General features: G+C 37.0%; 13 protein-coding genes. 1 reads left to right on the forward strand and 12 read right to left on the reverse strand.

What is annotated here, in order from left to right; all coding sequences use genetic code 11:
• Window positions 1-219: 219 nt before the first annotated feature.
• The 11 genes from EZ428_RS11540 to EZ428_RS11590 form a co-directional block, all read right to left on the reverse strand.
• Complete coding sequence (locus EZ428_RS11540; RefSeq protein ID WP_131553293.1) at window positions 220-3,519, reverse strand: tetratricopeptide repeat protein; 3,300 nt, start codon at window positions 3,517-3,519, stop codon at window positions 220-222.
• Window positions 3,520-3,603: 84 nt separating this feature from the next.
• The gene (locus EZ428_RS11545; protein ID WP_131553294.1) at window positions 3,604-4,953 is read right to left on the reverse strand and encodes a sugar porter family MFS transporter; all 1,350 of its coding nucleotides are present in this window, start codon (window positions 4,951-4,953) and stop codon (window positions 3,604-3,606) included.
• A gap of 273 nt (window positions 4,954-5,226) precedes the next feature.
• Complete coding sequence (locus tag EZ428_RS11550; RefSeq protein ID WP_131553295.1) at window positions 5,227-5,469, reverse strand: hypothetical protein; 243 nt, start codon at window positions 5,467-5,469, stop codon at window positions 5,227-5,229.
• 187 nt (window positions 5,470-5,656) lie between these two features.
• Window positions 5,657-7,852, reverse strand: coding sequence for an alpha-galactosidase (locus EZ428_RS11555; protein ID WP_131553296.1), 2,196 nt, complete (start codon window positions 7,850-7,852; stop codon window positions 5,657-5,659).
• Between the two features lie 24 nt (window positions 7,853-7,876).
• The gene (locus EZ428_RS11560; protein ID WP_131553297.1) at window positions 7,877-9,793 is read right to left on the reverse strand and encodes a glycoside hydrolase family 97 protein; all 1,917 of its coding nucleotides are present in this window, start codon (window positions 9,791-9,793) and stop codon (window positions 7,877-7,879) included.
• Window positions 9,790-10,827: an aldose epimerase family protein gene (locus EZ428_RS11565; protein ID WP_131553298.1), complete on the reverse strand. Its 1,038-nt coding sequence runs from the start codon at window positions 10,825-10,827 to the stop codon at window positions 9,790-9,792. Before EZ428_RS11565 ends, EZ428_RS11560 begins: the two co-directional genes overlap by 4 nt.
• 42 nt (window positions 10,828-10,869) lie before the next feature.
• Window positions 10,870-13,200 carry a glycoside hydrolase family 95 protein gene (locus tag EZ428_RS11570; RefSeq protein WP_131553299.1) on the reverse strand — a complete coding sequence of 777 codons (2,331 nt, stop codon included), beginning with the start codon at window positions 13,198-13,200 and terminating at the stop codon, window positions 10,870-10,872.
• A gap of 86 nt (window positions 13,201-13,286) precedes the next feature.
• Window positions 13,287-14,498, reverse strand: coding sequence for a DUF4998 domain-containing protein (locus EZ428_RS11575; RefSeq protein ID WP_131553300.1), 1,212 nt, complete (start codon window positions 14,496-14,498; stop codon window positions 13,287-13,289).
• A gap of 28 nt (window positions 14,499-14,526) precedes the next feature.
• Window positions 14,527-15,753 carry a DUF4959 domain-containing protein gene (locus EZ428_RS11580; protein WP_131553301.1) on the reverse strand — a complete coding sequence of 409 codons (1,227 nt, stop codon included), beginning with the start codon at window positions 15,751-15,753 and terminating at the stop codon, window positions 14,527-14,529.
• A gap of 43 nt (window positions 15,754-15,796) precedes the next feature.
• The gene (locus EZ428_RS11585; protein WP_225871043.1) at window positions 15,797-17,752 is read right to left on the reverse strand and encodes a RagB/SusD family nutrient uptake outer membrane protein; all 1,956 of its coding nucleotides are present in this window, start codon (window positions 17,750-17,752) and stop codon (window positions 15,797-15,799) included.
• The gene (locus tag EZ428_RS11590) at window positions 17,752-21,051 is read right to left on the reverse strand and encodes a SusC/RagA family TonB-linked outer membrane protein (RefSeq protein WP_131553302.1); all 3,300 of its coding nucleotides are present in this window, start codon (window positions 21,049-21,051) and stop codon (window positions 17,752-17,754) included. The genes EZ428_RS11585 and EZ428_RS11590 overlap by 1 nt, the downstream gene beginning before the upstream one ends.
• Before the next feature lie 408 nt (window positions 21,052-21,459).
• On the opposite strand from EZ428_RS11590, the gene EZ428_RS11595 reads away from it, so the two are divergent.
• Window positions 21,460-22,359 carry an AraC family transcriptional regulator gene (locus EZ428_RS11595; protein ID WP_131553303.1) on the forward strand — a complete coding sequence of 300 codons (900 nt, stop codon included), beginning with the start codon at window positions 21,460-21,462 and terminating at the stop codon, window positions 22,357-22,359.
• Window positions 22,360-22,363: 4 nt separating this feature from the next.
• Here EZ428_RS11595 and EZ428_RS11600 read toward each other — a convergent pair whose 3' ends face one another.
• Window positions 22,364-25,309 (reverse strand): discoidin domain-containing protein, encoded by a 2,946-nt coding sequence (locus tag EZ428_RS11600; protein WP_131553304.1) that lies wholly within the window; start codon window positions 25,307-25,309, stop codon window positions 22,364-22,366.
• Window positions 25,310-25,803: the final 494 nt, after the last annotated feature.

The raw sequence follows: 25,803 nt of genomic DNA on the forward strand, positions 1-25,803 counted from the left end.
ATTGTCCACCACTCACTGAGGGTAGAACTTTATGGTGAGTCATTAAGAAGGAGAAACTCTAAAACAGAAACTGTATTTTTGTATAAACAATGTTATTAACCAGACATAGAAATCTGAAATCTTGAACGGATTTGCATAACAACTTTGTTCTTTTCTACATCAACTCTGGGAATCAATTTGAAATTAGCGAAAAAAGTTCATATTTATTGGTATTTCCAGTTATACAATTGTTTCTGTCAAAAGTTTTTGATGAATGACAACTCCTAAATGGCTTTTTTCGAGCGCCAAAACCGCTGCAAAAGATTCGGCCGCTTTTTCTAGTTGTTTAAGTCCTAAATAGCCTAATCCTTGCATGTATAAACAATGAATGTTATTGCGCTTGTCTAAATCATCTTCCCAAATGGTTAAATCTGGCAATGACACTGCAAAATAATCGATGGTAACTTTATCATTTAAGTGCTTTTGCGCATAGTTCATCAACTTTTCAAAACGCAATTCTGCTTCGGCATGCCTGTTTAATTGAATCAAGGCAAAGCCTTGATAAAAAATCTTATCAGGTTGCTGATCATTATAGAAAATAGCAGCGGCAGGTTCGCTTAAACCTTTGGTCGCTTTTTTCCAATAATGATGCGCCTTGTTAATGTCGTTTAACTTTTCATACGCTACACCTAACCAATAAAAAATGTCATTTTCCTGTGTGCCGGTTAACTTACCTTCGGCCAGGTTGTGCGGATAATATTGCGCATTGGTAAGATACTGGATAGCTGTACTGTAATTTTCATCGGCGATAGCCTGTTTTGCCATTTCTACAAGTGAGGTCACATACTGAATGGCGACCTTACCTTCACCACCTTCCCAGGGATGAAAAATTCTATTCTGTAATAAATCAAAAGCTTTTTGATATTCACCGTTAAGGTTTAATAAAGTGATGTATTCAAGATAAACATCATCACGCTGCAATACCAGATCTTTATTTTGTGTTAAAAAATGAAGCCTGAAATCAAGATCTTTATTTACCCTTTTATATAACTGGTCTAACTCCATCAGAATTCGGGCATCATTTTTATCTAACTCAAATGCCTTTTCCAATAATTCTACAGCATTTTCCTGTTTATCGGTTTTATTGTAGTAAGCCAATGCAAGATTGCGCTGAACGGTTGGAAAATTCGGATCAATTGTTATCGATTTTTGCCAGCAATCAATGGCTTCATTATAATATTTGGAAGCATACCAAAAATTGCCCAAATAATACGGTGCTTTAGCATCATCAGGGTTTTGTCTCATAGCATCTTGCAAGGCTAAAACGGCTTCGATATGGTTAGGAAAACAATATGCAGGGTTTGCATGAGCAGCTTTGTTATAGGTTTCTTTAGCAAGCTTTTCATTGCCAGTTTTACTATAAAACCAGGCTAAGTAATAATAAGCCAATGGATAAACTTCTGTTTGAAGTTCAATGCCTGCATTTAATAATAAGCCAGCCTCATGGTATAAACCTGCGGCTGCATAATCAAGGGCATATTCGATATAAGTATGAATATTTTTCCTGATCAAATGATGCAATTGGCTTAAATCATTGAGGTTTTCAGATAAAAGATATTTCTCAAAGTGTATTCCAAAATTAAAATGATCATTTACCAAATAAGTTTCAGCAATGGATAATGCATTTTTCGTTTTTCCCAATTTGCGTAAAATCGCCACATGCAAGTGCAAAGCTTTTTGATCGTTGGTATTTTTAGAAATCGACTTTTCTATGTGTACTAAACCACTCTCCAAATCGCCTTTGATGATATCAAGCTGTGTAATATAAAAATACCCCTGATTTTGCCAGGCTGCGTTCCAGATTGATTTATAGAAGGCATTATACGCTTCATCAAAACTATTCTGTAATTTTAAGGATAATCCTAAATTAAAATAAGGTTCGCCATCATAAGGATTTGGGTTTCTATCCGTTAAGGTTTTTATGGCAGTTTTAAAATAATACTCCGCATCCTCAAATTTACCTTTTCTTAGTTTTAAGATGCCGACTGCATTGTTACATCTAATGTCCCCAGAATCTCTGCTTAAAGCTTCATTATAGTAATCGAACGGATTATAGGTAGCATGTCGGTATTGTTCTAAATGCAACCCTGTTAAGAAAAGCTGCTCATTATTTTCGATTTCTTTTGGTGCTTTTGCAGGTTTTGCAGGCGCTGGAATAGCAGTTTCATTTTCTCCCTCCCATTTCCAATCAACCAAAACATTGGCTTTCTCATCCATAATATAAATGAACAATTGATCAGGTTTCCCATCAAATTCCAGTTCTTTATGATATGAAAGCATTGGCGAAGCATCATAGCTATCGGTTAATAACTCTTGATCGCCATTTTTAAGCACGATTGTTGTATTGGGATAAGCACCTGTGGTATAAGCTTTAACGATTAATTTCCCGTCAGCCTGTTCTATATTAACCATGGCATTTTTAGAGGCGTTTTTTACCACGCCCAAATCGCGGTATGGCATATAATATTGTACAAAATCTTTGTACTCGCCTGGCATGATCCATGAAAAATCGGGCTGGTTATCCGTATAAACACCACACATTAATTCGATGTATGGCCCATCTTCATCGGTAAGGTTTCTATCCCAAGCTTGCCCAAAATCTCCATTGCCCCATGTCCATTGTTTTTTGCCCGGTGATATATGATGATTGGCTACATGTAATAAACCACCTTTGCTATCATTTTCATAACCGCCCACAAAATTGTATTTGGAAGAAACCGCCATATAAGAGGTAGGAACAGGAATATTCTTATAGCGTGATATATCTGTACCTGGAGAATAATCAACTTTATAATAGGTTCCTTTTGCTATGGGGAATGAAGAAACATCACGTTTACCATGATCAAAAACCGCATTCACATCTGGCGGAAAAACAGATTGATAATCGTCGTTAACTTTTACTGCCGGATTTGCCCACCATAAAAACGTTTGTGGAAACGGTGTTCTATTGTAAAGTTTGCCCTTTATTTCGAGATAATTTTTATCAGGGTACAAAGTAAAACCAATCGTTCCCTTAGTTCTGAACATTCTTTCTACCTCACTGCACCAAACCGTTGCGCTACCATCTTCATTTTCCTCAAAGCAAAAATCAACTGCATCGAAAGTTGAAGGACGATGATGCTGAGGCCAGTTAAATTCGATGCCACCAGAAATCCAAGGACCTGTTAAGCCTACTAAAGCTGGCTTAATAACCTGGTTATAATAAATAAAATGACGATTTTTAGTCTTATCGAAAGCCATTTGTACCCTACCACCCAGTTCTGGCAAAATCATAATCTTAACAAAATCATTTTCCAGATAAACAGCATTATAGGTTTTATCCGTTTTCTCGTCGGCAATTTTTTCAATAACCGGGTATGGATATACCGACCCACTGCTTCCCTGATAAACTCTTTTTTCTATAAATACAGGATTTTTTTCTGGCAAGCCAACCTCATAGGTCGGAATAACAACAGCCTCTGTCCAAACTTTAACTTTCATAAACACGAATTGAGCGTTTTATATTTTTGATTAAATTTCCTTCAAACAAGGATTTAACTATTGATAATGGAATACGTTTAAGATCTAATGTCCCATTAAACTGGTTTCCAATTCCTCTAAAGTTTGCCCCTTTGTTTCCTTTACCTTGCTCTTCACAAAGAAAAATCCTGCTAAACAAATGATAGCATACAAGTAAAACGGACCAAAAGCACCTAGCCATTCGGCCAAAATCGGAAAGGTAAAAACAAGCACAAAATAAGCGCCCCACAATGACACTATCGCTATCGACGATGCTTTGCCTCTTATATTATTGGGGAAAATTTCTGAGATTAAAACCCAGGTAACAGGAGCTAAAGAAGTAGCATACGTAGCAATGGCCAGGAGTACAAAAACCGAAACCAGATTTGCGTGTGCATTGCTCTGTAATAAAAAAGCCAGCACTATGTACAAAACCGATAAGCCCAATGACCCTATAAGCATTAATGGCCTGCGGCCCAGCTTATCTACCTGCCACATGGCAATTAGGGTAAATATAAGGTTAACAACTCCGATTGCAACCGTTTCAAAAAGCTGCCTGTCTAGATTGGCCCCTACAGCTTCGAATATAGTAGAGGTGTAATTAAAAACTACATTGATGCCGCACAACTGCTGAAAAACCGCTAATGTAATACCAAGCACTACCGCCGGACGAATAGCCTTTGCAAAAACAGCTTTGTAACTTTGCTTTTCTTCGCCACCTTGCATGGAATTATTGATTTTGGTAAAGGTTTGATCTACAAAATAGGCATTACCAATTTTAGAAAGCACTTTTTTTGCCTGATCTATTTTACCTGCTTTGATGAGCCAACGTGGACTTTCTGGCAACCACAAAACCCCAAGTAAAAACAACCCTGAGGGAATTACCCCTAAACCAAACATCCAACGCCAGGCATTCTCTCCATAATCTGCCAGTTTATAGTTAACTAAATTAGTGACCAAAATCCCTATTACTACTGTTAATTGGTTAATGGCTACATTTCTGCCACGTTTTTCGGGAGGAGAAACTTCTGCAATGTACATTGGGCTTAACATAGATGCCATGCCAACTCCAATACCTGCGGCAAAACGCATAAGGATAAAAATGGTAAGGTTGTGAGAAAATGCCATCCCGATAGATGATATGGCAAATATAACAGCGGCCAACATGAGCCCAGGTTTCCTACCCTTATTATCGGCAATATTCCCTGCCACCAGACAACCTACAATACAGCCCAATGCCAAAGATCCTGTTAAGAAACCCTCCCAATACGCATTCAGTGCAAATTCTGTACGCAAAAAAGGCAACGCTCCGGATATAACCGCAAAATCGAACCCAAAAAGATATCCACCAAGTGCTGATATAAATGAGATCCCTAAAATGTATGTATTATTGTAAGTAACAGTTTGATTATTCATTATCATTAATATTTGGTTAGTTGCTCGACTTAAAATCGAATATCCAAAACTAAATATCCAATCCTAACAATCAAATACTAAACCATAACGATTTAATGGATAATTAATTTAATAGATGGACAATATTACCATCTGCATTTTAGCCTACAACTTTATATTCCGCCTAGGTAAAAAGATGAATTGCTTAATCCAAGTCCCAATTAGCATTCTGCTTTTTTCTTACTTTTTAAAATAGAATGACGGATCAATCAGGCTTATTTATTTAAATTCCTATCAAGGTCTTTGGGTAATTCCCTTCCAGATGTCGGTTCGGAAAGGCGATGCCGGTAGGCCGGCACCATTCGCCAGGTTAAAAACAGGATTATTTGCCCAGGCATACCTCACTACAACAGGATTGGCCACATCAGTACTGCTTACAATGACCTGATTGCCCTTTACCACGGCTTTAGCCCAGTAAAACTTCTGATCAACTCCTGCTACCGCGAAGCCTTTCAATTCTTCTCCATCTTTAGCCATTAAGCCGCCGTTAGCGGAACTGAAGTTTAGTTTAATGACATTGCCATCAATAACCTGCGACTAATAAATGAAGAAAACAGAAAGATAATACCAATAGTAAAGCTCCATTTTTTAGTCTATTTCATATTTTGTTTAGCTACTCTATCTCTTATTAATCTAAAAATTCATACGCAACAGATAATCTCGGTTATAATGCTTCTATTTTTAATACCACACTTGTTCTATATTGATTTATATCGGGATTAAACCCAATCTTCATCAAAAAATCTCCATTATAAACCTTAGCTGCATCAATAGAAGATTTTGTGCCAGGGTATACATTGAGCTCTGAAATTTTATATTTTTTTGAGGCATCTAAACCATGGAACTTAATGGGTAGCTTACTTCCTTCGCCGTACCTATTATTAACCAAATAGTTAAATGCAATACCTGTTTTTTTATCTTCACTGATATACACCATGGAGGCTACGCTACTTTCTCTTGGATTAGAAAGCCTGTATTGATCTCCCTGCCAAATCACAGGTTTAAATTCGTTATAGGTTTTAATGGCGTCCTGGCAGAATTTTAAATCGTTAGGCGATAAGTGGCTCACTACAATATCAAAACCTAATTTACCCATCATTGCTACATCCGTACGGAACTTAATAGGTTGCTTGCCCCAATCTGTTACATGGTTGGAGCTCGAAATTGCAGGGTAAAAATAAGAATACTCCCATTGCATAAAGATCCGTTCTAAAGGGTCGGTATTGTCACTTGGCCAAAACTCGGTAAAGTATTGTAATGCAGCATAATCAACCCTACCACCACCACCAGAACACAGCATCATTGGTACTGTTGGGTATTTCTTTCTAATTCGTTCTAAAACCTGGTAAAGGCCACGTACATACTCAATATAAAAATGAGATTGATTTTTTAAGTAGACAGAATGTGCATTATAGATAACGGCGTTACAATCCCATTTAATATAGGCAAGGTTAGGGTTTTGTTTAAAAAGATCATCAACTACGCCAAAAACAAAGTCCTGTACTTTTGGATTGGCTAAATCGAGCACCAATTGGTTTCTAAAGTAAAACTCTTCTCTTTTCGGTTGCTTAACCACCCAATCCGGATGTTTCTCATACAATTCACTTTTAGGGTTTACCATTTCTGGTTCAATCCAGATACCAAACTTTACTTCATTATTTTCGGCCTCCTTAACCAGTGAAGCGATACCATTGGGTAGTTTCTTTTTATTTTCCGCCCAATCGCCCAAACCGGCAACATCTCCATTTCTTGGGTATTTATTTGCAAACCAGCCATCATCCAATAAAAACAGGTCTACACCTAGTTTTTTAGTATCTTTTAATAAGCCAAACAGCTTATTCTCATCAAAATCAAAATAAGTAGCTTCCCAATTGTTTAACAGGGTTAGTCGTGTACCCTTACCATCAAGCAAGCGGTAATTTCTAGCCCATGATTGCAGGTTTCTACTTGCTGTACCTTTACCCGAGCTCGATAAAGTAGTAAGGAAAGCAGGCGTTGTAAAAACCTCATTAGGCTTTAGCGTATATGCCGATACATAATTGTTGATACCAGAAATAATTCTCAGGTTATCAAGATAATCAAGTTCCAGATCGGTTCTAAAATTTCCGCTATAGGCTAATGTGCCATACAATACTGTGCCTTCGGTTTCGGTTGCTGGCTTATCCATCGAAACCATAAAAACAGAAGGTTGAAACAGGTTAGCACGCGTACCCAATTTAGTATCCAGGGTTTTTATGCCATGCGTAATTTTACTTTCCTCGGGCTGCATTTCTTTTGCCCAATCGCCATGGTATTGGGTGAGGTAAAAGGAATTTCCCCTTAAGTAAAGATTGGCTGAAGCAAATTTCTGTAAGGTAACATTTCCTTTCTCGTTATTCTTAATTTCGCTCCATTGCTCAATTACATCTTCATTATAATAGATTTTGTAATAAAGAATGGTTTTCAAATTATACACCGGATCTTTCAATACAATGCTAGTAATGGCAATATTATCAGATTCCTTTTTTACAGCATGACTGACAAACAAAAGATCCAAAGAATTATTTCCATCGGCATGTGTAACCGTAATGGCAGGTTCCATTAAATTCCTTGATCCTGACGCAGTATAAGCCGCATCGACAACACCGGTATATTCACTTCCCTGTTTGTATGAACTTACAATATTAATATAATCGCTTTGCGCAGCAAGCTTTGGTCCATAATAAACCATTGCAATATTTGCCTTTGCATCGACCTGCAGAACCAGGGCATTGTGTTTAGTTTCGATAGGTATAATGGTTTGCGATTTTACTTGCAGCAAGCCTACCATCAGGCCAGAAAATAAGGTAACTGATAATTTCATATTGTATAAGGTTCTCATTATGGTGTTTGTAATTAAAATAAACTAGGGATGAATATATAGTGCAAAACCTCCACCCTTAGCCATTTTTACAGGTAAAATTGTTTTATTATTTACCTTTATTGTTTTGTAAAGGTATTCCTCTGCGCTTCCATTTGCGCCAGGTCCATCGATATAAATTTCTGCCTGATATTGTTGCGAGGGCGAAAGAAAAGAAAAATCGATATTAACCTCTCGTTCATCCCAATTAGTCATACCGCCAACAAACCAATTCTTACCTTTTCTTTTTGCAATTACTATTTGTTCGCCTAACTTGGCCGATAATGCTTTTTCTTCGTCGAATACAGTAGGTACTGCAGACAAAAACCGCATAACTGTATCTTCTTTCATATACGCTGTTGGCGAATCGGATAACATCGCCAATGGCTGGTTATATATCACATACATCGCCAGCTCATGACAGCGTGTTCCTTGAGCCGAGGGCAAACCTGGATCTATAGGCTTAAACATTTCTTTAGTTTTATTGCGCATGGCTCCCGGCGTGTAATCAAACGGACCAGCCAGCATACGTACAAAAGGGGTTAATACATGTAAATCAGGATTTATGGTATAGTCCCATTTGTTTGATTCTGCCCCTCGTACTGCTTCATAGTTAACAATATTGGGATAAGTTTTTTCCAAACCCGTAGGTTTGCTGCAACCATGAAAATTGATCATTAACTTTCTTTTGGCAGCCGCTTTCGCAATAAGCTCAAACCATTTAATCGCCTCTTGATCATCTCTGTCTATAAAATCTACTTTTAACCCTGCCGCCCCTAAAGATTGGATAAAATCGAGGTTTTTATCTATATCTTTCAGTAAAGTAGTAGCTACACACCATAAAAATACGCCTACATTTTTTGATCTGGCATGGGCAATAACTGCCCTAATATCATTTTTAGGATTAATCCTGGTCAAGTCATAATTGTCAGACCAACCCGCATCAACCATTAAATATTCGAGTTTATTTGCCGCAGCAAAATCAACATAATAATTATACAACCTGGTATTTCTATTATCCATCCCCGATGGGATAGCTGCTCCAGGCAATAAAGCATCGTGCCACCATTCCCAAGCAGCTTTTCCGGGTTTAATCCAACTCGGATCCTTAATTTTAGACGGGGTAGCCAATTCCGTAACCAGGTGATTGGTCAGTAACTGTTTATCATCAGTAGAAATTATCGCAATGCGCCAGGGATAACTTCTATCACCTGCTGTTTTTGCAATAAAAGGGTATCTATCTTTCACTACGGAAACAAAATTCCCCCAACTTCCCATTACTGTATGTGATGGCAACTGCGCCCATTCGCCAATAAAACCTGATTTTTCTGTTTTGATGTACATCCCTGGGTAGTCAAATAAATCTGATTCAGCAATAACCACTTTTACTTCGTTAGGGTAAGCAAAAAGTGCAGGTGTTGTTGCTCTTTTTCCCAATGGAATGGTTCCTACAGCATTTGATTTGACATACCTACCTTCCCAGGTCGTATAATTATCAGTTTCTTGTAATATTGCTGCTGCATTGGGTTTAATGTTAAATGTAGCCGTTTCATTAAGCACTTTTACCGAATCTTTTAAATGGGTAATAAAACGATAAGTAAACCCTTCATTATATAACCTAAAAACAACCTTGTATTTTTTGGTAAAGCTTAGCGTTAGCTCATTGTATCTAGCTTTTTTTTGGGTTGAAGTTTGATTTGGAACAGTATTATTGCCCAAAAGCTCATTTTCTAGTTTAAGGCCAATTGGCGAAAAACCGATAATTTCCTGTTGCTTTAAGGCAATTGAATAACCAAGTGTTTTGCCACTGGTAATGTTTGCGCTGATATTTCCATCAGGTGATTTTAAGGTAAATTTACCTTGAGCAAAAGTAGCACTCGCTAAGAAGAATAAAATATAAAAAACAGGTAAAAATCGTCTCATGGTTTTAAGGTATCAAACTTGTAAATAATTTGCTGTTGATAAATTGCTCCTTTTTCTAAGGTTACTTTTGGAGCAATTTCTTGGTTTGGAGCATCGGGATAATGTTGACATTCCAGGCATATACCATTAAATGCGCTATAGCGTCGACCTTGATGACCAATGCTGGTGGAGGCTAAAAAATCACCTGTATAAAGTAATACGCCCGGGCTATCGGTAAATACTTGTAACCTTCTTCCTGATGGGGGGTGCAAAAGCTCGGCGGCCAGATCAAGTGTCGATGATGTTTTTTCTTTCAGTAAATAATAATTGTTTAATCCACTAACCTCCATACCATTTTGTTGAACAACCTCTGAAATCTGCTGTCCTTTAAATGTATTTGTTGAGGTTGGTGTAATCTTCCCGGTAGGCAGGTAATCTTTATCCATTTCCAGCATTTTTTCTGATGGAATAGTTAAGCAATGATCAAAAATATTCGAGTGCTTGCCACTTAGATTAAAATAAGCATGGTTGGTAAAACTTACTATTGTTTTTTGATTTGATTGAGCCTGGTAAGTAATCAAAACCTCTCCATAATCTGTTAATTCATACGTTACCGAGCAATGCAAATCGCCCGGAAAACCTCCTTCTCCTTCTGGGCTATATAATGTAAAAATTACCTTCTTATCATCTGTATGGTAATGGAATATCTTATGACTAAAACCATAAGCGCCACTATGATTAGAGTGGGCTCCATCATTAGTTTGCAAATGAAAGGTTTTACCATCAAGCATAAATTTTGCATTTGCAATCCGATTAGCAAAACGACCAATGGTAGCCCCCAGATAATTCGTATCCTTTAGATAGTCTTCTACATTAGAAAACCCTAAAACTACATCTGCATATAACCCATTTCTATCTGGTGTAACTACAGATACCAATGTAGCCCCATAGTTGGTAAGCGAAATAGACATCCCCTGCTTATTGGTTATTTTTATAAGTTTAACTTCATCTAAGCGATTGATCAAACCATTTTCTTTTATATTAGTAATACTCATTATACATAGGGAGATTTTAGGAACAAAAAAATTTCAATTGTTTTAACCTATTTTTTTTAAAGAAACTACAGTAAGTAGTTTACCATTTACCTTAACCTTTACCGAGCTTCCTGCTGGCGAAAAAATCCGGTAATCTGTTACTAAACCATTTTTCCAGCTTAAATTCACCGTATAATTACCTCTGGCTTTTAACCCTTTAATGCTTCCATATTTTTTCCATTCATCGGGTATGGCAGGCAATAGATTAATATATCCTTCATGACTTTGTATCAGCATTTCGGCTATACCTGCTGTGGCACCAAAATTCCCATCGATTTGAAAAGGAGGACCAGCTGACAATAGATTATCGTACACGCCACCTCCAGCTCCATAATTGATATCGGTTCTTTGGGTTGGTTTTAATAATTCTCTAAAAAGCTTAAATGCCCTATTGCCATCCCTTAACCTGGCCCAAAACAATAGTTTATAGGCAATTGACCAACTCGGGCCATCATCGCCCCTCACATTTAAGGTCTTTTTAGATGCCTCGGCAAGATCCGGAGTCGCATCAACTGTAATTAAAGATGCAGGGTATAAACCATACAAATGGGAAATGTGCCGGTGTTGAGGATCGGTTTCCTTATAATCATCAATCCATTCCATTATTCGTCCATCTTTAGAAATTCTGCCAGCTGGCGGAAGTTGATTTAATTTATCCTTTAAGGATTTACTTAATGAATCATCCTTGCCCAAGGTTTTAGCCGCATAAATTACATTTTGAAACAATTCTCTAACAATTTGATTATCAATGGTTGGCCCCATGGTTACATTGGCCGTTTTTCCATTGGGCATATAAAAGCTATTTTCTGGAGAAACAGACGGAGCAGTCATTAGCCAATTCGTTTTCGGGTCGAAAATTAAAACATTACTATAGAATTGGGCCGATCCTTTAATTATGGGATATATTTTCTTTAAATAATTTAAGTCTTTGGTAAAAGCATAATGATCCCAAAGGTTATTGCACAACCATCCCGAACCTGCGTTGGCCACCCCCCAAGAGGCACTCTCGCCAGGCTCGGTAAAACCCCAAATATTGGTAATCACGTGGGCAATCCAACCCTCAGCATTATAATAAGCTTTGGCTGTTTTTTGTCCGTTCGGCACTAAATTACCCACCAAATCTGCTAATGGGAGGTTAAGTTCAGATAAGTTTACCACTTCTAAAGGCCAGTGGTTCATTTGCACATTTACATCTAAATGGTAATCGCCATTCCATGGCGTATGGACTTGATTGGCCCAAAGCCCTTGCAAATTTGGAGGCAAAAGTCCCACACGCGTGCTCGAAATGCTTAAATACCTGCCATACTGAAAAAATAGAGCTGGCAATTGTAAGTCTAATTCAGGGTTTTTATAGTATAAACTTAACCGTTTATCAGTGCTCAGTTGGCTATTTTTTCCTTCTCCTAAATCAATAGCAAGCCTAGTGAACATCTTTTTAAAAATAGCTTCGTGCTTTAATTTCTCGGCAGCATAGTTTTGTTTGATGGCCTTATTAAGCAAAGCCTCAGCATTTATCCTAAAATCAGCATCTTTATAACTGGTTTTGGTTGATAGGTAAATGGTTAAAACATCAGCCTTTGTAACCTCAAGTGCATTTCCGTTTTCACTTATTTTGCCCCCAGAAACTACCGGAGCCAACATGGTTAGGTACTGCATTCCCTTTCCATCAATGCCATTGTCTAACTGGCCAGAAAGTAAAATCCTGTTCGCTTTAACCTCGCTAACACCCCGTTCCGGTCGGTCAAGTGCTAATTTGCAATTGATTTGCCCAGGTCGATCTGCAGTTATTCTAATAATTGCTACATCTGCGTTAAAACTGGTAAAATATTCTCTTTTGTAAGAAACATTATTCAGCGTAAAATCTGTAGTGGCAATGGCATTATTTAACAAAAGCTGCCTTTTATATTGTGTTGGAGCATGGTCGTTTCCTTCATAAACGTATTGAATATTTAGGTTACCCAGCATTTGGAAGCAACCCCAATTAGCTCCACCAGACCCTTTTCCCTCACACACAAAATTTTTATTAACCAAGTCTTGTGCTTCATCGTTTTTGCCTGCCAAAATCAAATTTCTTATTTCTGGCAAATATTTGCAAGCTTCGTAGTTATTTGCATCTTGTGGCGCACCAGACCAAAGCGTAATATCATTTAATACGATCTGTTCATCTTTTATGCCGCCATCGGGCATCATCCCTAATCTGCCATTACCTAATGGTAAAGTTTCTTCCCACCGACTTGCCGGTTTATCATACCACAATTTAAAAGGTTTTGTTTGTGCAACACTTCGCGATAAACCAAAAAACAAGATAAGAATAACATAGATAGGTCTGTTCATTTGAAGCAAGGGTATTGGCAATTGAGATTGGATACTTAAAATTGCGCTACCTTATTGATGATATAATGGTAGCGCAGAAAGATCAGTTAGTTACGTTTATAAAAAGTTAATTCGGTTAAATGAAGATAACTTGCACCACCCCAAGTTTGAAGTACCTTAATGCGTATGTACCTTACATTTGGAATTGTTGTGGGGAAGATAAATTTTTCGCCAGCTTTGGCAAATGTTTTATCTCCATCGCTTGTTTGTCCGGCAGGTAAACCCGATGGTTTAACCGAGGTAAACGTTTGCAATTTTGTCCAGCTATCCCAACTTCCATTTGAATTTGGATTAGTACTGCCCCACACCTCAAACACCTTAAGATTACCAACATCATATAATGCATTTTCACGTTGCCAAAGCCTAAAATTATCTAATGTAACGGTTTGGCCAAGATCAATGGTAAACCACTGCGGCATACCTGAGCCTCCAGTATGGAAACCTTGATCTTGCCCTGTAGTATTATCCCACAGGTGTGGTAATATCCAGCCATATTCTGAAGTAATATCTGTTGGGAGATTTACTTCCTTAAAAAGAGATTTATCACATTCGGTAATTTTTATGATGGTTGGAAAATCTGAAAATTGAGCTACATTAAATACATCAATTGCGCCGACTTCAGGAATATAAGAAGAGCGATATTGTATGCCAGTACCTGTTTTATAATTCGGGATAACAATAGAATTATCATTTGCCAATAATTGTCTTTCTTCAATTGCGCCTAGCGTATTCGTGTAACGTATAGTGGTAGCAACATTCATGGTATCTCTTTTATTAAAGTTTAACTGCAACTTTCCATCAGACAAAAAACTGTAGGGCTCGCTTGTGTTTATTGCTCTATTAAGCAATGTGGCTATATAAGTTGCGCCAAATACCCTTACGTTATTAATTTCGGTTGCAATAGATTTATTGCCTTCATTATCATAAGAAACCACCGAAAAGGAATATACATATTCTTCGAGGTTAGGTACAACAACCCTCACTATATCGCTAGGATTATGTGAAGTAGCTGCTAACTCTAATTTGCTAGCGCCATTGTTCCAGGTAATTACATATTTAGTGATACTAGGATCTGGACTAGGATTCCAAAACAACTCGGCTCGCAGATTACCTGTATTATAGCCAGATTTTGCAATTTTCCCTGAATATTTTATCTCCTTATTATCCAGATAAGTCAAATAATCATCATCGTATTTTTTACAGCCAAAAAAAACAATGGAAATAAAACAGATGAAAGTGATATTAAATATAATTTTCATGATCTAATTTTTAAATTGAATATTATCCCTATAAAGGACTGCCATACATACTTATTTCCATTGCATTGACATAATCCAAGCCTCCCCACGTTTGTGTGCATTCGTATCTGATATATTTAACAGCCGGTGCAGATTTTGGCATTTCAAAATTAACACCTTTGGCCACAAAATCTTTATCGGCAGCATTAGCCTGACTTGGCAATAAGCCGGATGGTGGATTTGGAAAAATAAAATTGCCCAAGTTGATCCAATCGCCGGCCACAGTGCCTTCGGTCGAATTATTTGGCAGGGCTACATCTGCTGGATTATCTTTATTTGATCCCCATAAAGTAAACTTACGGGTATTTTGATAACCATAATAGTCTGAAGGCCTTTGCCAAACCACAAATCGGCTTATTTTGGCCGTTACCCCCATGCCAAACGTACCGATGGTTTTGGGTGCGCTTAAGGTATGCCATCCCGGATCACCTAGATTGCCATCAAAGAAATAACGAAACTCCCAGCCATAGCCAATTGGGGCATCGCTTGATAAATGATAGGTAAAAAATTTGCTTTTATCAAGCAGGGTCTCAAATAAAGGAGTAACTGTTTTAAATACGGTATCAGAAACATTGCCAAACCTATCCGTTGTAAATACACCAACTTTATGTGGCGTTGGTGGTAAATTTCTAATAGAAATATCAATAGTATCTGTGCTTACATATTCAGGTTCCTGCTCATCATAAGTTTTTGTGGTTTCGTTATATACAAGTAAATGCATGGAAAGTGATGCCCTGTTTATATTTAAACCAAAGAAATTAGCTCCTCCAAAATCTGGTGTAATATTGAGCGCCGAATTAATAAGTATATAATTTGGCGTTTTTGGATGTACTTTTACCACAACAGGATCAGACATTACATTAGCTCGACTAACAGCATATAGAGTAACTTCATAGTCCTTTTCTCTTGCAAAACCATCTACAAATATGGTATCGGTATAATAACTTGATTTTGTTTCCCTTATACGATTATCATTTATAGCGTAACGGGCCAAAACATATAAGAGGTTTTTTGAATTGGGCAAGGTATAGGTAATTCTAGCGGCTCCGTTAATATTCTCTACCTTAACATTGCTTACCACACCAGGTTTTGTCATATCATTAGATACAGCTTCAAAACCATTTTCTACTTTTTTGCACGAAGCAAACAATATAGTCATCAAAACCATGGCTAATATTAAAAAGACAAGGTTTTTTCTGTAATTAATTTTTTTCATAACATAATTTATATTTGAATATTAATCTGCAAATTTTACACGCTTACCAAAATGGGGTTTGAACCAAGTTTTCATTGATAACAACCTCAGAATTTCGGATAGGCCATAAATAATCTTTTAATCCAAAAAATGGTACAGCAACCGTTCTAGGGCGATAATAATTTGCCGCAGTGCTTTCATTTACATTCCAACCTTGTAAAGGCCTACTTAATATACCTTGTATCTCTTTCCAACGACGTAAATCCCAACCACTTTGGCCTTCAAAACATAATTCTATCCGTCTTTCTTGATGAATAATCTCACGCCTACCTTCTTTGCTATCGGGCTTAGTTGGGTTTTTTGAATAGTTTTGCCATGCGCTTGCCACACCAGGTAAACCCGCTCGGGTACGTACTTTATCTATCCATAACAAAATATCTTGTTTAGATGCGCCTCCCTCTTCATTTAATGCTTCGGCATAAAGCAAATACAAACCCCCAAGGCGCATAACTGGAATATAATAGCTTTCAAACTCTATCCCATTGTTCATTATCGATAAATAATTCGCAAGTTTTTTAGGCCAATATCCAGTAATGTTTGTAGCGAATTGGCTTTTTGGCCCAGCAATAGCAAAAGGTCCTCTTGCCTGTACATAAAATGCATCACTCTCATTTCTCTTATCGTTACCAAACCAAATCCCTCCATCAAAACCAAGAGCTGCATAAAACCTTGGCTCACGATTAAAGTTTGCTTTTGCGGTTTCATAGCCCATTTTGATATAAGATTTATTGCTGTTATCGCCAAATTGCGGCGTATTTCTGTTTGCATAATCAAATGCACTAGTGTTATCCTCGTTTATGGGAACGCCGTTTTTGGTATAAAATAATTCAGTAGTAGAGATGGGTACAGACCAGTTTGAAGGGTGTTCGTTACCAAAAGAAACTGCATCGGTAGTTAGCTTTGGAAATACGTAGCCCTGATATTCGAAACTGAATTGAGATGACCATATCAATTCTGGATTTTGGTCACGTTTTTCTGTAATAACGGATTGAAGTTTCAATACACGTTTTAGTTCATCAGAAACATTTTCGACTTTATTTGTTGGAACCCGATCGTATAAAACACCACCTCGAGACTCAAATTCGTCAATTGCCTCTTTGCATGCTTTAGCTGCCGCACTCCACTTTTGTGGATCAATTGCTGTTGAAAAAAGATTTTTACCATCTTTATCCTTAAAACCTGCATAATCTGGATTACCATTGAATAATGGGCTTGCAGCAGTTGTTAACGCTTCTGCTTTTAAAGCCATTCCCATAGATTTGGTAGCACGGCCATATTCTAAAAGTTTGTTTCCAATAGCAGATGGTAAATCTGGTGTAGCTTCGTTAAGCAACTGGATTACATAGGCAAAAGATTCGTCAACGCTTGATCTTTTTACTTTTGTTTGTTCAATCAGGCCATCGATAGCGCGGTTTTCTTTAATTAACACAATTGGTCCATACAGCCTAATTAAATAATAATGATAATAGGCCTTTAAGAACTTTATTTCTGCAATCCATCTTTTCTTTTCAGGTTCTTTCAAATCGAAGGGTTTATCAATGTTTTCTAGCATAATGTTACACCTTCTAAGCGCAACGTAAATTGGTTGCCCTCCGTTTGCACCATTCCAGTAATCAATAACCGGATTTGATACATTTTGTACACCCCCTCTTATCAGCTTAAAACCCGCCCCTGTAATTTTGTTGAAAGGATTGTCATCTAAGTTGGGATATATAATTTCAGAAGAGGTTACAAAACCAACATTATTTACAATTTCTCTATTTAATGTTTGAAAGGTATTATAACATCCAAAAAGGTAATTTTCAGCCTCATTTCTATTCGAAAAAGCATAGTCCAGCGTACCCACGTTATTAGGAACAACATCCAGATATTTTTTACAAGACACCCCTATGATGCAAAGCACCATTAAGCAGGTCAGTTTATAATAGAATTTCATATCTTTTATTTTTTCTGTTATCATTATAAATTCATATTTAAACCGAAATTGAATACTTTCTGGATTGGATAAGAAAATCCATTGCCGCCCAACTCTGGATCCCACATTTTAAAAGGACTCCAGGTAACCAAATTCAGGCCATTAAGATAAATGCGACAATTTGAAAGCCTTAAAGACTTTAATAGCTTATTTGGAAGAGTATAGCCAATTTCTACCGATTTTAATCTGATAAAACTTCCATCTCTTAGCCACCAAGTACTAGGTTGTAAATTATTTGCGACTACGGCAGAACTGGTTCCTAATCTAGGATAGGTGGCGAATAAATTCTGGTTTTCTTCTGACCAGTGGCTCTCTGCAAAAGCTTTTAATACCTGCGCTCTACCTTCTACATAAGCTACATTACGTTCAAGAAAAGGACTTGTTTTTCTTGGATCGATAAAGAAAGATACCCTTGCCTGGCCTTGGAAAAATGCCGAAAGATCAAATCCTTTAAATCCACTTGAGAAGCCAAAACCATATACAACTTCAGGGGTGGATGGATAACCTAAAAATGCCATATCCAAGTCGTCTATTCTTCCATCTCCATTTAAATCTCTGTATTTAATATCGCCCCCTCTTGGAACCGCCCCGGTAATTGTATTGCCATACGCATCGCTTGTATTAAATGCCTGCGTAGGCGAATTGCCAACTTCTTGATCATCAACAAATAAACGCTCTGCAATAAACCCATAACCTCTGCTAATAGGCTGTCCCATAAAGTGCCTCCATGTTTCAGGATAATTAGGCTCTTCGATATAGGTATATTTATTGGTAGAGTAAGTGAAATTTCCACGAAGAGTACTCCATAAGCCATTACTGAAGTTCTGTTTATAATCAAGCGATAAATCTATCCCTTTTGAATCTACTACGCCGAGATTGGTTAATACATCAGCTTCAAAACCTTCGGTAGATGGAATATTACGTGAGCGCAAAATATCGTATCGATGGTTTTTATAAAGTTCGGCAATGATATTAAGGTTTTTTAGCAAGGTAATTTCAGTTGCTAAATTAGTTTGCCTCGAAGTCTCCCAAGTAATGTTATCATTTGCATAACTTCTTATGGTTACTCCATTCAATTGATTTTGGTTATTTATACCAAACTGTGCAAAGTTACCTCCGTTTAGGTTAACATCAGATAAGTAGAAAAATCGCTGGGAACCAATGGCATCGTTACCAACTAAACCGTGACTAAAACGTATTTTTAGTCGGTTAACAATATCATTCTGTTTCCAAAAACTCTCGTTTGAAGGCACCCAAGCAGCGCCTATAGTTGGGAAAAAACCAAATCTATTGGCTTCTGAAAAACGTTCAGAGCCATTATACCCGAAGTTAAACTCTACAAAATATCTATCCTTAAATGAATAAGTTGCTCTAGCTGCCAAGCCTAAATTACGGAAAGGCAACGAATAAGGTAGCGTAGTTGTATTTGTTCTTGGATCTCTTGCACTCGAATAAAGCGTTTGTTGTGCAGTACCAATCAGTGTAGAACTAACTGTATGGTTTCCAAATTTTTTATTGTAATCTAAAGCTCCCTGAAAATAAAAAAAGGAGTTGGCATTAGGTTCGTTTTTATTATACACCAAATATTCTGTCGGAACATTATTGGCTACATTATTCTTAGGATTAAGCCAAGTTAACGAATAAACATTGGTTTGCTTATTGTAACTATCTGCGCTATAAAAATATGGAGAATAAGAAAGTTGCGAATCAAAATAAGAATACCTGTTGGTATTAAATATTGCTCTGAGTTTAAGTCCTTCTGTTATGAATTTAAAATCCTGATTAAGCTCTAACTGTGCAGACATCCGCGATTCTGACGAATTTTTATGTCCTTTTAAAAGCTGTGCATAGGGATTACCATTGGGATATAGAATACTGTTATTGTTTGTTCCATCCGGTCCTCCTACGTTTCCAAACAAAATATGGTTTGCCCCGGCATTTGCCTCATCTGCGGGATAATATGCAGGGAATAAAACCGGGCTGGCATGAGACGCTATCGCATACAAATCAGAAGCAAAGGAACCATCTAATGTAATGGGTCCATTATAATCGCTAAAAGTACCCGAAAGCCTAACAATAAGCTCGGTTGTTTTACTTAAGTTAACATTGATATTTGAACGCAACTGGTAATTTTTAAAATTAACGTTGTTCTCATTATTATTACGTAAATCTGTTTTTAAAATTCCGTTATCAATGTTATATGAGCCAGAAATATAATACTTAGCTACGCCACCACCCCCGCTAATGCTTAAATTGTTACGTTGCGTACTAGCCCTATCTTTAAATAACATATCTATCCAGTTAACCGCAGGATATACATAAGGGTTACTACCCGCCTTACCCGCTATTGTAGCTTGTGTATTATTTATTTTAGATTGCGTAAAAGGTAAAGGTAAAGCGGCATTACGCGTTAATGAGGCTTCGTTAAAAAGCATCATATACTCAATAGGATCTACAAGTTCGAGCGTTTGGGTAGATTGCGACAATGAATACTCTGAACGAAAATTAATTTTGGCTTTGCCCTCCTTGCCTTCTTTGGTACTTACTAAAATTACGCCATTGGCACCACGAGCACCATAAAGTGCCGTTGCACTGGCATCTTTTAATATAGAGAAACTTGCAATATCATCGGTCTGTAAACGAGCAAGATCATTGGGCGTTAACTCAACATTATCAATTAAAATCAAGGGATCTTGCTTATAACCAAATGTGGTTACTCCCCTAATAAAGAAAGAGGCATTGTCTTGTCCGGGCTGGCCACTACGCTGATATGAAATAATACCCGCTGCCTGACCTGCAAGCGCAGCCGTTAGGTTACTGGCCGGTATCTTCAAAGCGCTAGGTTTAATTGTGGTTACAGAACCCACTACAGCTTCTTTCCGTTGCTTTTGTCCCATGGCCGTAATCACAATTTCATCGCCCGTCATTACCGATTCCTTTAAAACTATGTCATACACAGTATTGTCTGTTACAGTAACTCTATTTTCGAGGTAAGCCACTAATGATATTCGAAGAGTATTACCCTTAACAACATCAAGAACAAACTTACCGTTGTTATCAGTTTGGGTACCTGCCTTGGTATTTTCTATGCTTATGTTTGCGCCAGGTAAGGCTATCCCTGCTGTATCTCGAACAGTTCCGGTAATGGTTGTTTTGGTTTGAGCGGTTACCTGTGAACCAATTAAAATAAGGAATAAAAATGGGATGCATTTAAACACATTTAAAAAAAGACGTTCTCGGCAGAGCCACCTAATGCCCGAATGATTAGTAAAAAATGACTTCATAAATTATTTGGTTAGTTAAATTTAAATATTGCCAGTTTTGCGCAGGCAATTTGAGCTTTACTTATACTCTACAGTATATCGGCTGGGTTGGCATGTCAACTGCGCCAAAGTAAGAAGCAATTACGGATCTGTGGGAATGAAAATCATAACATTTTATATTTGGTTTAGTAAACTTAGGACAGAAACGCTCCTCTTAAAATGGATAAACCCGAAAAAAAGATGGACAATATTATCATTACATACAAATTATGGGCGAATGAAAAAAATATCATTTATTATACAAAAGTCCTGTAGTTTTAAATCAGAAATACTTATATTGTATATCTCTAAATGTACAAACAACCTAGTCGATATTTCTATTATTACAATTAACCAAATATTCAACAATTACATTTCTCAAAAATTTTAATGGAGCAAAAAATCATTGAACCTAAAAAAAAAATTAAGGAAGGTTTTATTGGCCAGAAAAGAATTGTACTCCCTCCGAACATTAGGAAAAAAGTTATTAATAACCCCATAGTTAAAAACTTTTATTTAACGGCAATTGGTCATTACCCAAAGGCTGCTAACCATGACATTGTAAGAAAATTTGGCAGCAAAGAGTATATCCTACTCTACTGCACCGAAGGATTTGGCTATATCCATATTTTTGGAGAGAAATTATTGTTAAGTCCAAATTCTTATTATATCATCCCAAAAAATGCAAGTCACCACTATCAAAGCCATGAAATTACCCCTTGGAGTATTTTCTGGGTACACTTTAGTGGCGACATAGCAGAAAATATTTACAATCGTTTTACCGAAGGGAGTTTGGCACATGTACAGGAGATACCATTTGTAGAAAGTCGCATTAAACAGTTTAATTTAATTTATACTTTATTAGAACATAGTGTTGATGAGAAAGACATGGAAATCATTAACATTAAGCTATTAAACTTTATGTCGTCGTTTATCTATTACAAAGAGGTAAATCCTGATGTTTATAACACAAATTCTATTAGTAAATCTATTCTTTATATGAAGAAAAACCTAAGAGAACGATTTTCTGTTGAAGATTTAGCGATGCAACAAAACTTATCGGTTTCTCATTACCTTAGGTCTTTTAAACAGAAAACAGGCAGTTCACCAATTAACTATTTCAACCAACTTAAGATCCAGGAATCTTGCCAATACCTATATTTTAGCGATATGAGCATTAAAGAAATTTGTGCTGAGCTAGGTTTTATAGACCAGTATTATTTTTCGCGTTTGTTTAAACTTATCACTGGCACATCGCCATCTCGCTATAAAAAATTGCACAAAAGATAGGCTTTTAATTATTATATGGTACCACTGATAGTTTTACCGAATCGTTTTTTATCAAATCTGATTTAAATTCTATTTTAATATCCTTGCTTTCGCCCGGCATAAGGGTAAAATAACTATCATTAATCATATGTGGCAATATTTGTTCGCCATTACTCGCTTTAACTGGTTGTACCCTTACGGCAAATGCAATTGTTTTTGCCGATTTCGGATTGGTAATTTTTGCCTCAATGAAATGCTTATCACCTACTGTTTTTTCTGTAGAAACAACTTCAAGTTTGGCTTTAGGCAATTGACCTAATGCCGTAAAATTTTTTTTATTAATTCCTCTCCAATATAAATTATCCGATATTAATTGCCCTTTTGCATCGGTAAGTTTAAGCTTTAAAAAGTGTACGCTAGATAAATCAGGACTTGGAACGTCGCCGGCAAACACCTCAAAATTCCATAGAGAATAACCCCAATACGAACCTCTCTCTATTCCCAAAATGCGCACATAACGTGCTTCTTTTTCTTCCGAAAATATGAATTCCTGTATGCCTTCTTTTCCATTAACCTGAGCCATTGCGTCGTTCCAGCTTTTCGCATCATTTGATAATTGAATTTTAAAAACTTTGGCATAGGCCTGTTCCCAGTTTAATTTAACACCGGTAACGACTTCCTTCTTGCCTAAATCAACATAAATCCACTCATCATTGGTCGAATTACTTGCCCACCTGGTATCGTTCTTTCCATCGTTAACCATCGCTACATCACTGTACGAACTTGAAGATGCCACACAAGGTTTATTCAGTGCTAAATTCACTTTATCCCCCTGAAATGGGAGTTTAAAAGCCGTAACCGCGGCGTTGGATAACGAATTTACTTTGGCTACTTGATTGTATTTTGCAGCCTGTTTGCCATCCATGTTAAAGATATTAACCTCGGCTGTTAGCCCATTCATGTCGTTAGCCGACGTGTTAACGACCTTAATTTCATTATTTACTGGATTCCACTGGATATGAATAGGTTCGCAGGCTTCTTTTACGCCCCAATAGGCTCCATTTAAGTCATAATAATAATCATAGGTTTGCCAAACAAAAGTTGGGTTTGAGGCATTACTTGTCCAAGTCATAATCCCCGATGCGTCTTCCCAAATATGGTCTAGCCAGCCCTCATACATGGCTTTATTGGTTTCAATGTTAAGCAATTGAGCCTTTTTACAAAAATCTTCAATCCCCGTGGCTTTGCCATATCTAGTATTGATACTTTGTTCGTATTGATCGGCTCCAGCGTTAAAAGCCCAGGTACCGAAAAAGTGTTTATCCCACATATCATTTCTTGGCCACCAGTTTTCTTTAGGGATCATTTTTTTAAAGCTCTCTACGTTTGTAAATACAGCCGAACCTAGCTCGGTTCTAAAGCCCCAACCATCATTACCACCTAAACCAGTAGGATATTGCGTAAAATAATAACGGGGGTCTTTGTTCATCCACGGCCCACTTCCCGATAAATTATCGGCGTGAGAATTAGCTTGGTAATACCTGTCGTTGCCATCAAACGTGGCAATATTTTCTTTCAGCCAATTATTTAATGGCGCTTCTGGCCAACCTTCATTATCGCCACACCAAACTGCAATGGATGGATGGTTTCTAAACCGCTTAATTTTCTCAATTACATTGGCATTAAAATTATTCACATCTCGAGGAAGAACGGGGTTGGAATTTAGCCAGAAATCATCCCAAATCATGATGCCGTATTTATCGCACGCCTCATAAAATTCTTCGTCAGTGGTTGATCCGATCCAATTGCGGATCATATTAAAATTCATCTCCTTATGCAACCTAACTTTGGTATCGTATTCCTCTCCACGGCAACGCAACATATATTCAGACATGGCCCAGTTTCCACCTTTCACAAAAATTCTTTTCCCATTAATATAGAGATGAAAAACTTGTCCGACGGTATCATAAGTATATGATTTAACCCCAAATTTTATGGTCTGCGTATCCGAAACCTGATTATTTACTACAACACTAAGTTTACAGGTATAAAGATTTGGTTCTCCATATCCATTTGGCCACCAAAGCTTGGGGTTATTGATGGCTAGTTGTTCAAATTCTCTTTTATCGAGCAAAAAAGAAATCTCATCATTGGCATCGACCTTTATTTTTTTAACAAACTCGATATTACCGGGCATAATTACCCCATTAATATAGGCCGTTTGCTCTTCATTTTCTGTGTTTTTTATAGCCAAAGCAATACTCAAGTCGGCTCTAGCATTGGTAGGCAACTTAGTACGAACCCAAGGATCCTGGATGGTTAAACTACCTGAATTTGATAGAAATACCTTATCGGTAATTCCCGAATTTAAACCAGGTACATAAGGCATCCAATCCCAACCGCCGCTAGATACATAAGTAGGGCTAGCCGAATTGGCCATTGGCCTTTGGGGCATATCTACTAAAACCGCCAAAATATTTTTTTTGTTTTTATTTACGATGCCCCCAATATCATATTTCCCTCTTTCCATAAAGCCATTTAACGCACCTAATTTCGTTCCATTCAAATAAACATCGGCCTTACGATTAACCCCATTAAAATTTAACCAGATTTTTTCTTTATCGAAAGATATTGGCACCTCGAAATTGGTTACATACCAAAAACTTTGATCAAACTTTGCTCTGTCTGCTTTCCAGATATGATCAGCAAAATTCGGGTCCTTTTCCAATCCAGCCTCAACATACGAGGTATAAATAGTTCCAGGCACAACTGCTTTTACCCAGTCTTGTTGTTTAAAATCCGGTTTCCAGAAAGTGATAATATCACCTACTTCTTTTTTAGGCTTAATACTCCATAGTTGCATAGAAGAACTGTTTAACGAAACAATTTCTTGGGCATATGTACCTAAACTAATGGTCAATAACATCAGTAAAATTAATACATTAATCGTTTTAGTGAAATAAAAAAGCATAAAAGTACGTTCGTTCTAAATTTAAAAAAAAGGTTTATTTGACTATACAACAACAATGCTTGTAGTAAAAGCTAAAATGCAATACACGAAAATTTATCATTGGTTAGAAATTAAAGTTGGCATTTAATTCTATTTGGAAAAATGGATTAAAAATAAAAAAAGATGGATAATACTATCTTTTGGAAATACCAATAAATCTGATCCTCTTTTGCCAATTTCAAATTGACCCTCAGAGTTGATGTAGAAAAGAGCAAAAGTTGTTATGCAAATCCGTTCAAGATTTCAGATTTCTATGTCTGGTTAATAACATTGTTTCTACAAAAATACAGTTTCTATTTTAGAGTTTCTCCCTCTTAATGATTCACCAAAAAGTTCTACCATCAGTGAGTGGTGGACAATTCTGTCAAGCTGCCTTCAAATATTAAAAAATCGAACAACACATATGAAAAGATCACTAACACCAGAAATGGTTATATAGAATTTTGCAAAAACAT

This window comes from Pedobacter frigiditerrae (assembly GCF_004331645.1).
Taxonomy (GTDB): Bacteria; Bacteroidota; Bacteroidia; order Sphingobacteriales; family Sphingobacteriaceae; genus Pedobacter; species Pedobacter frigiditerrae.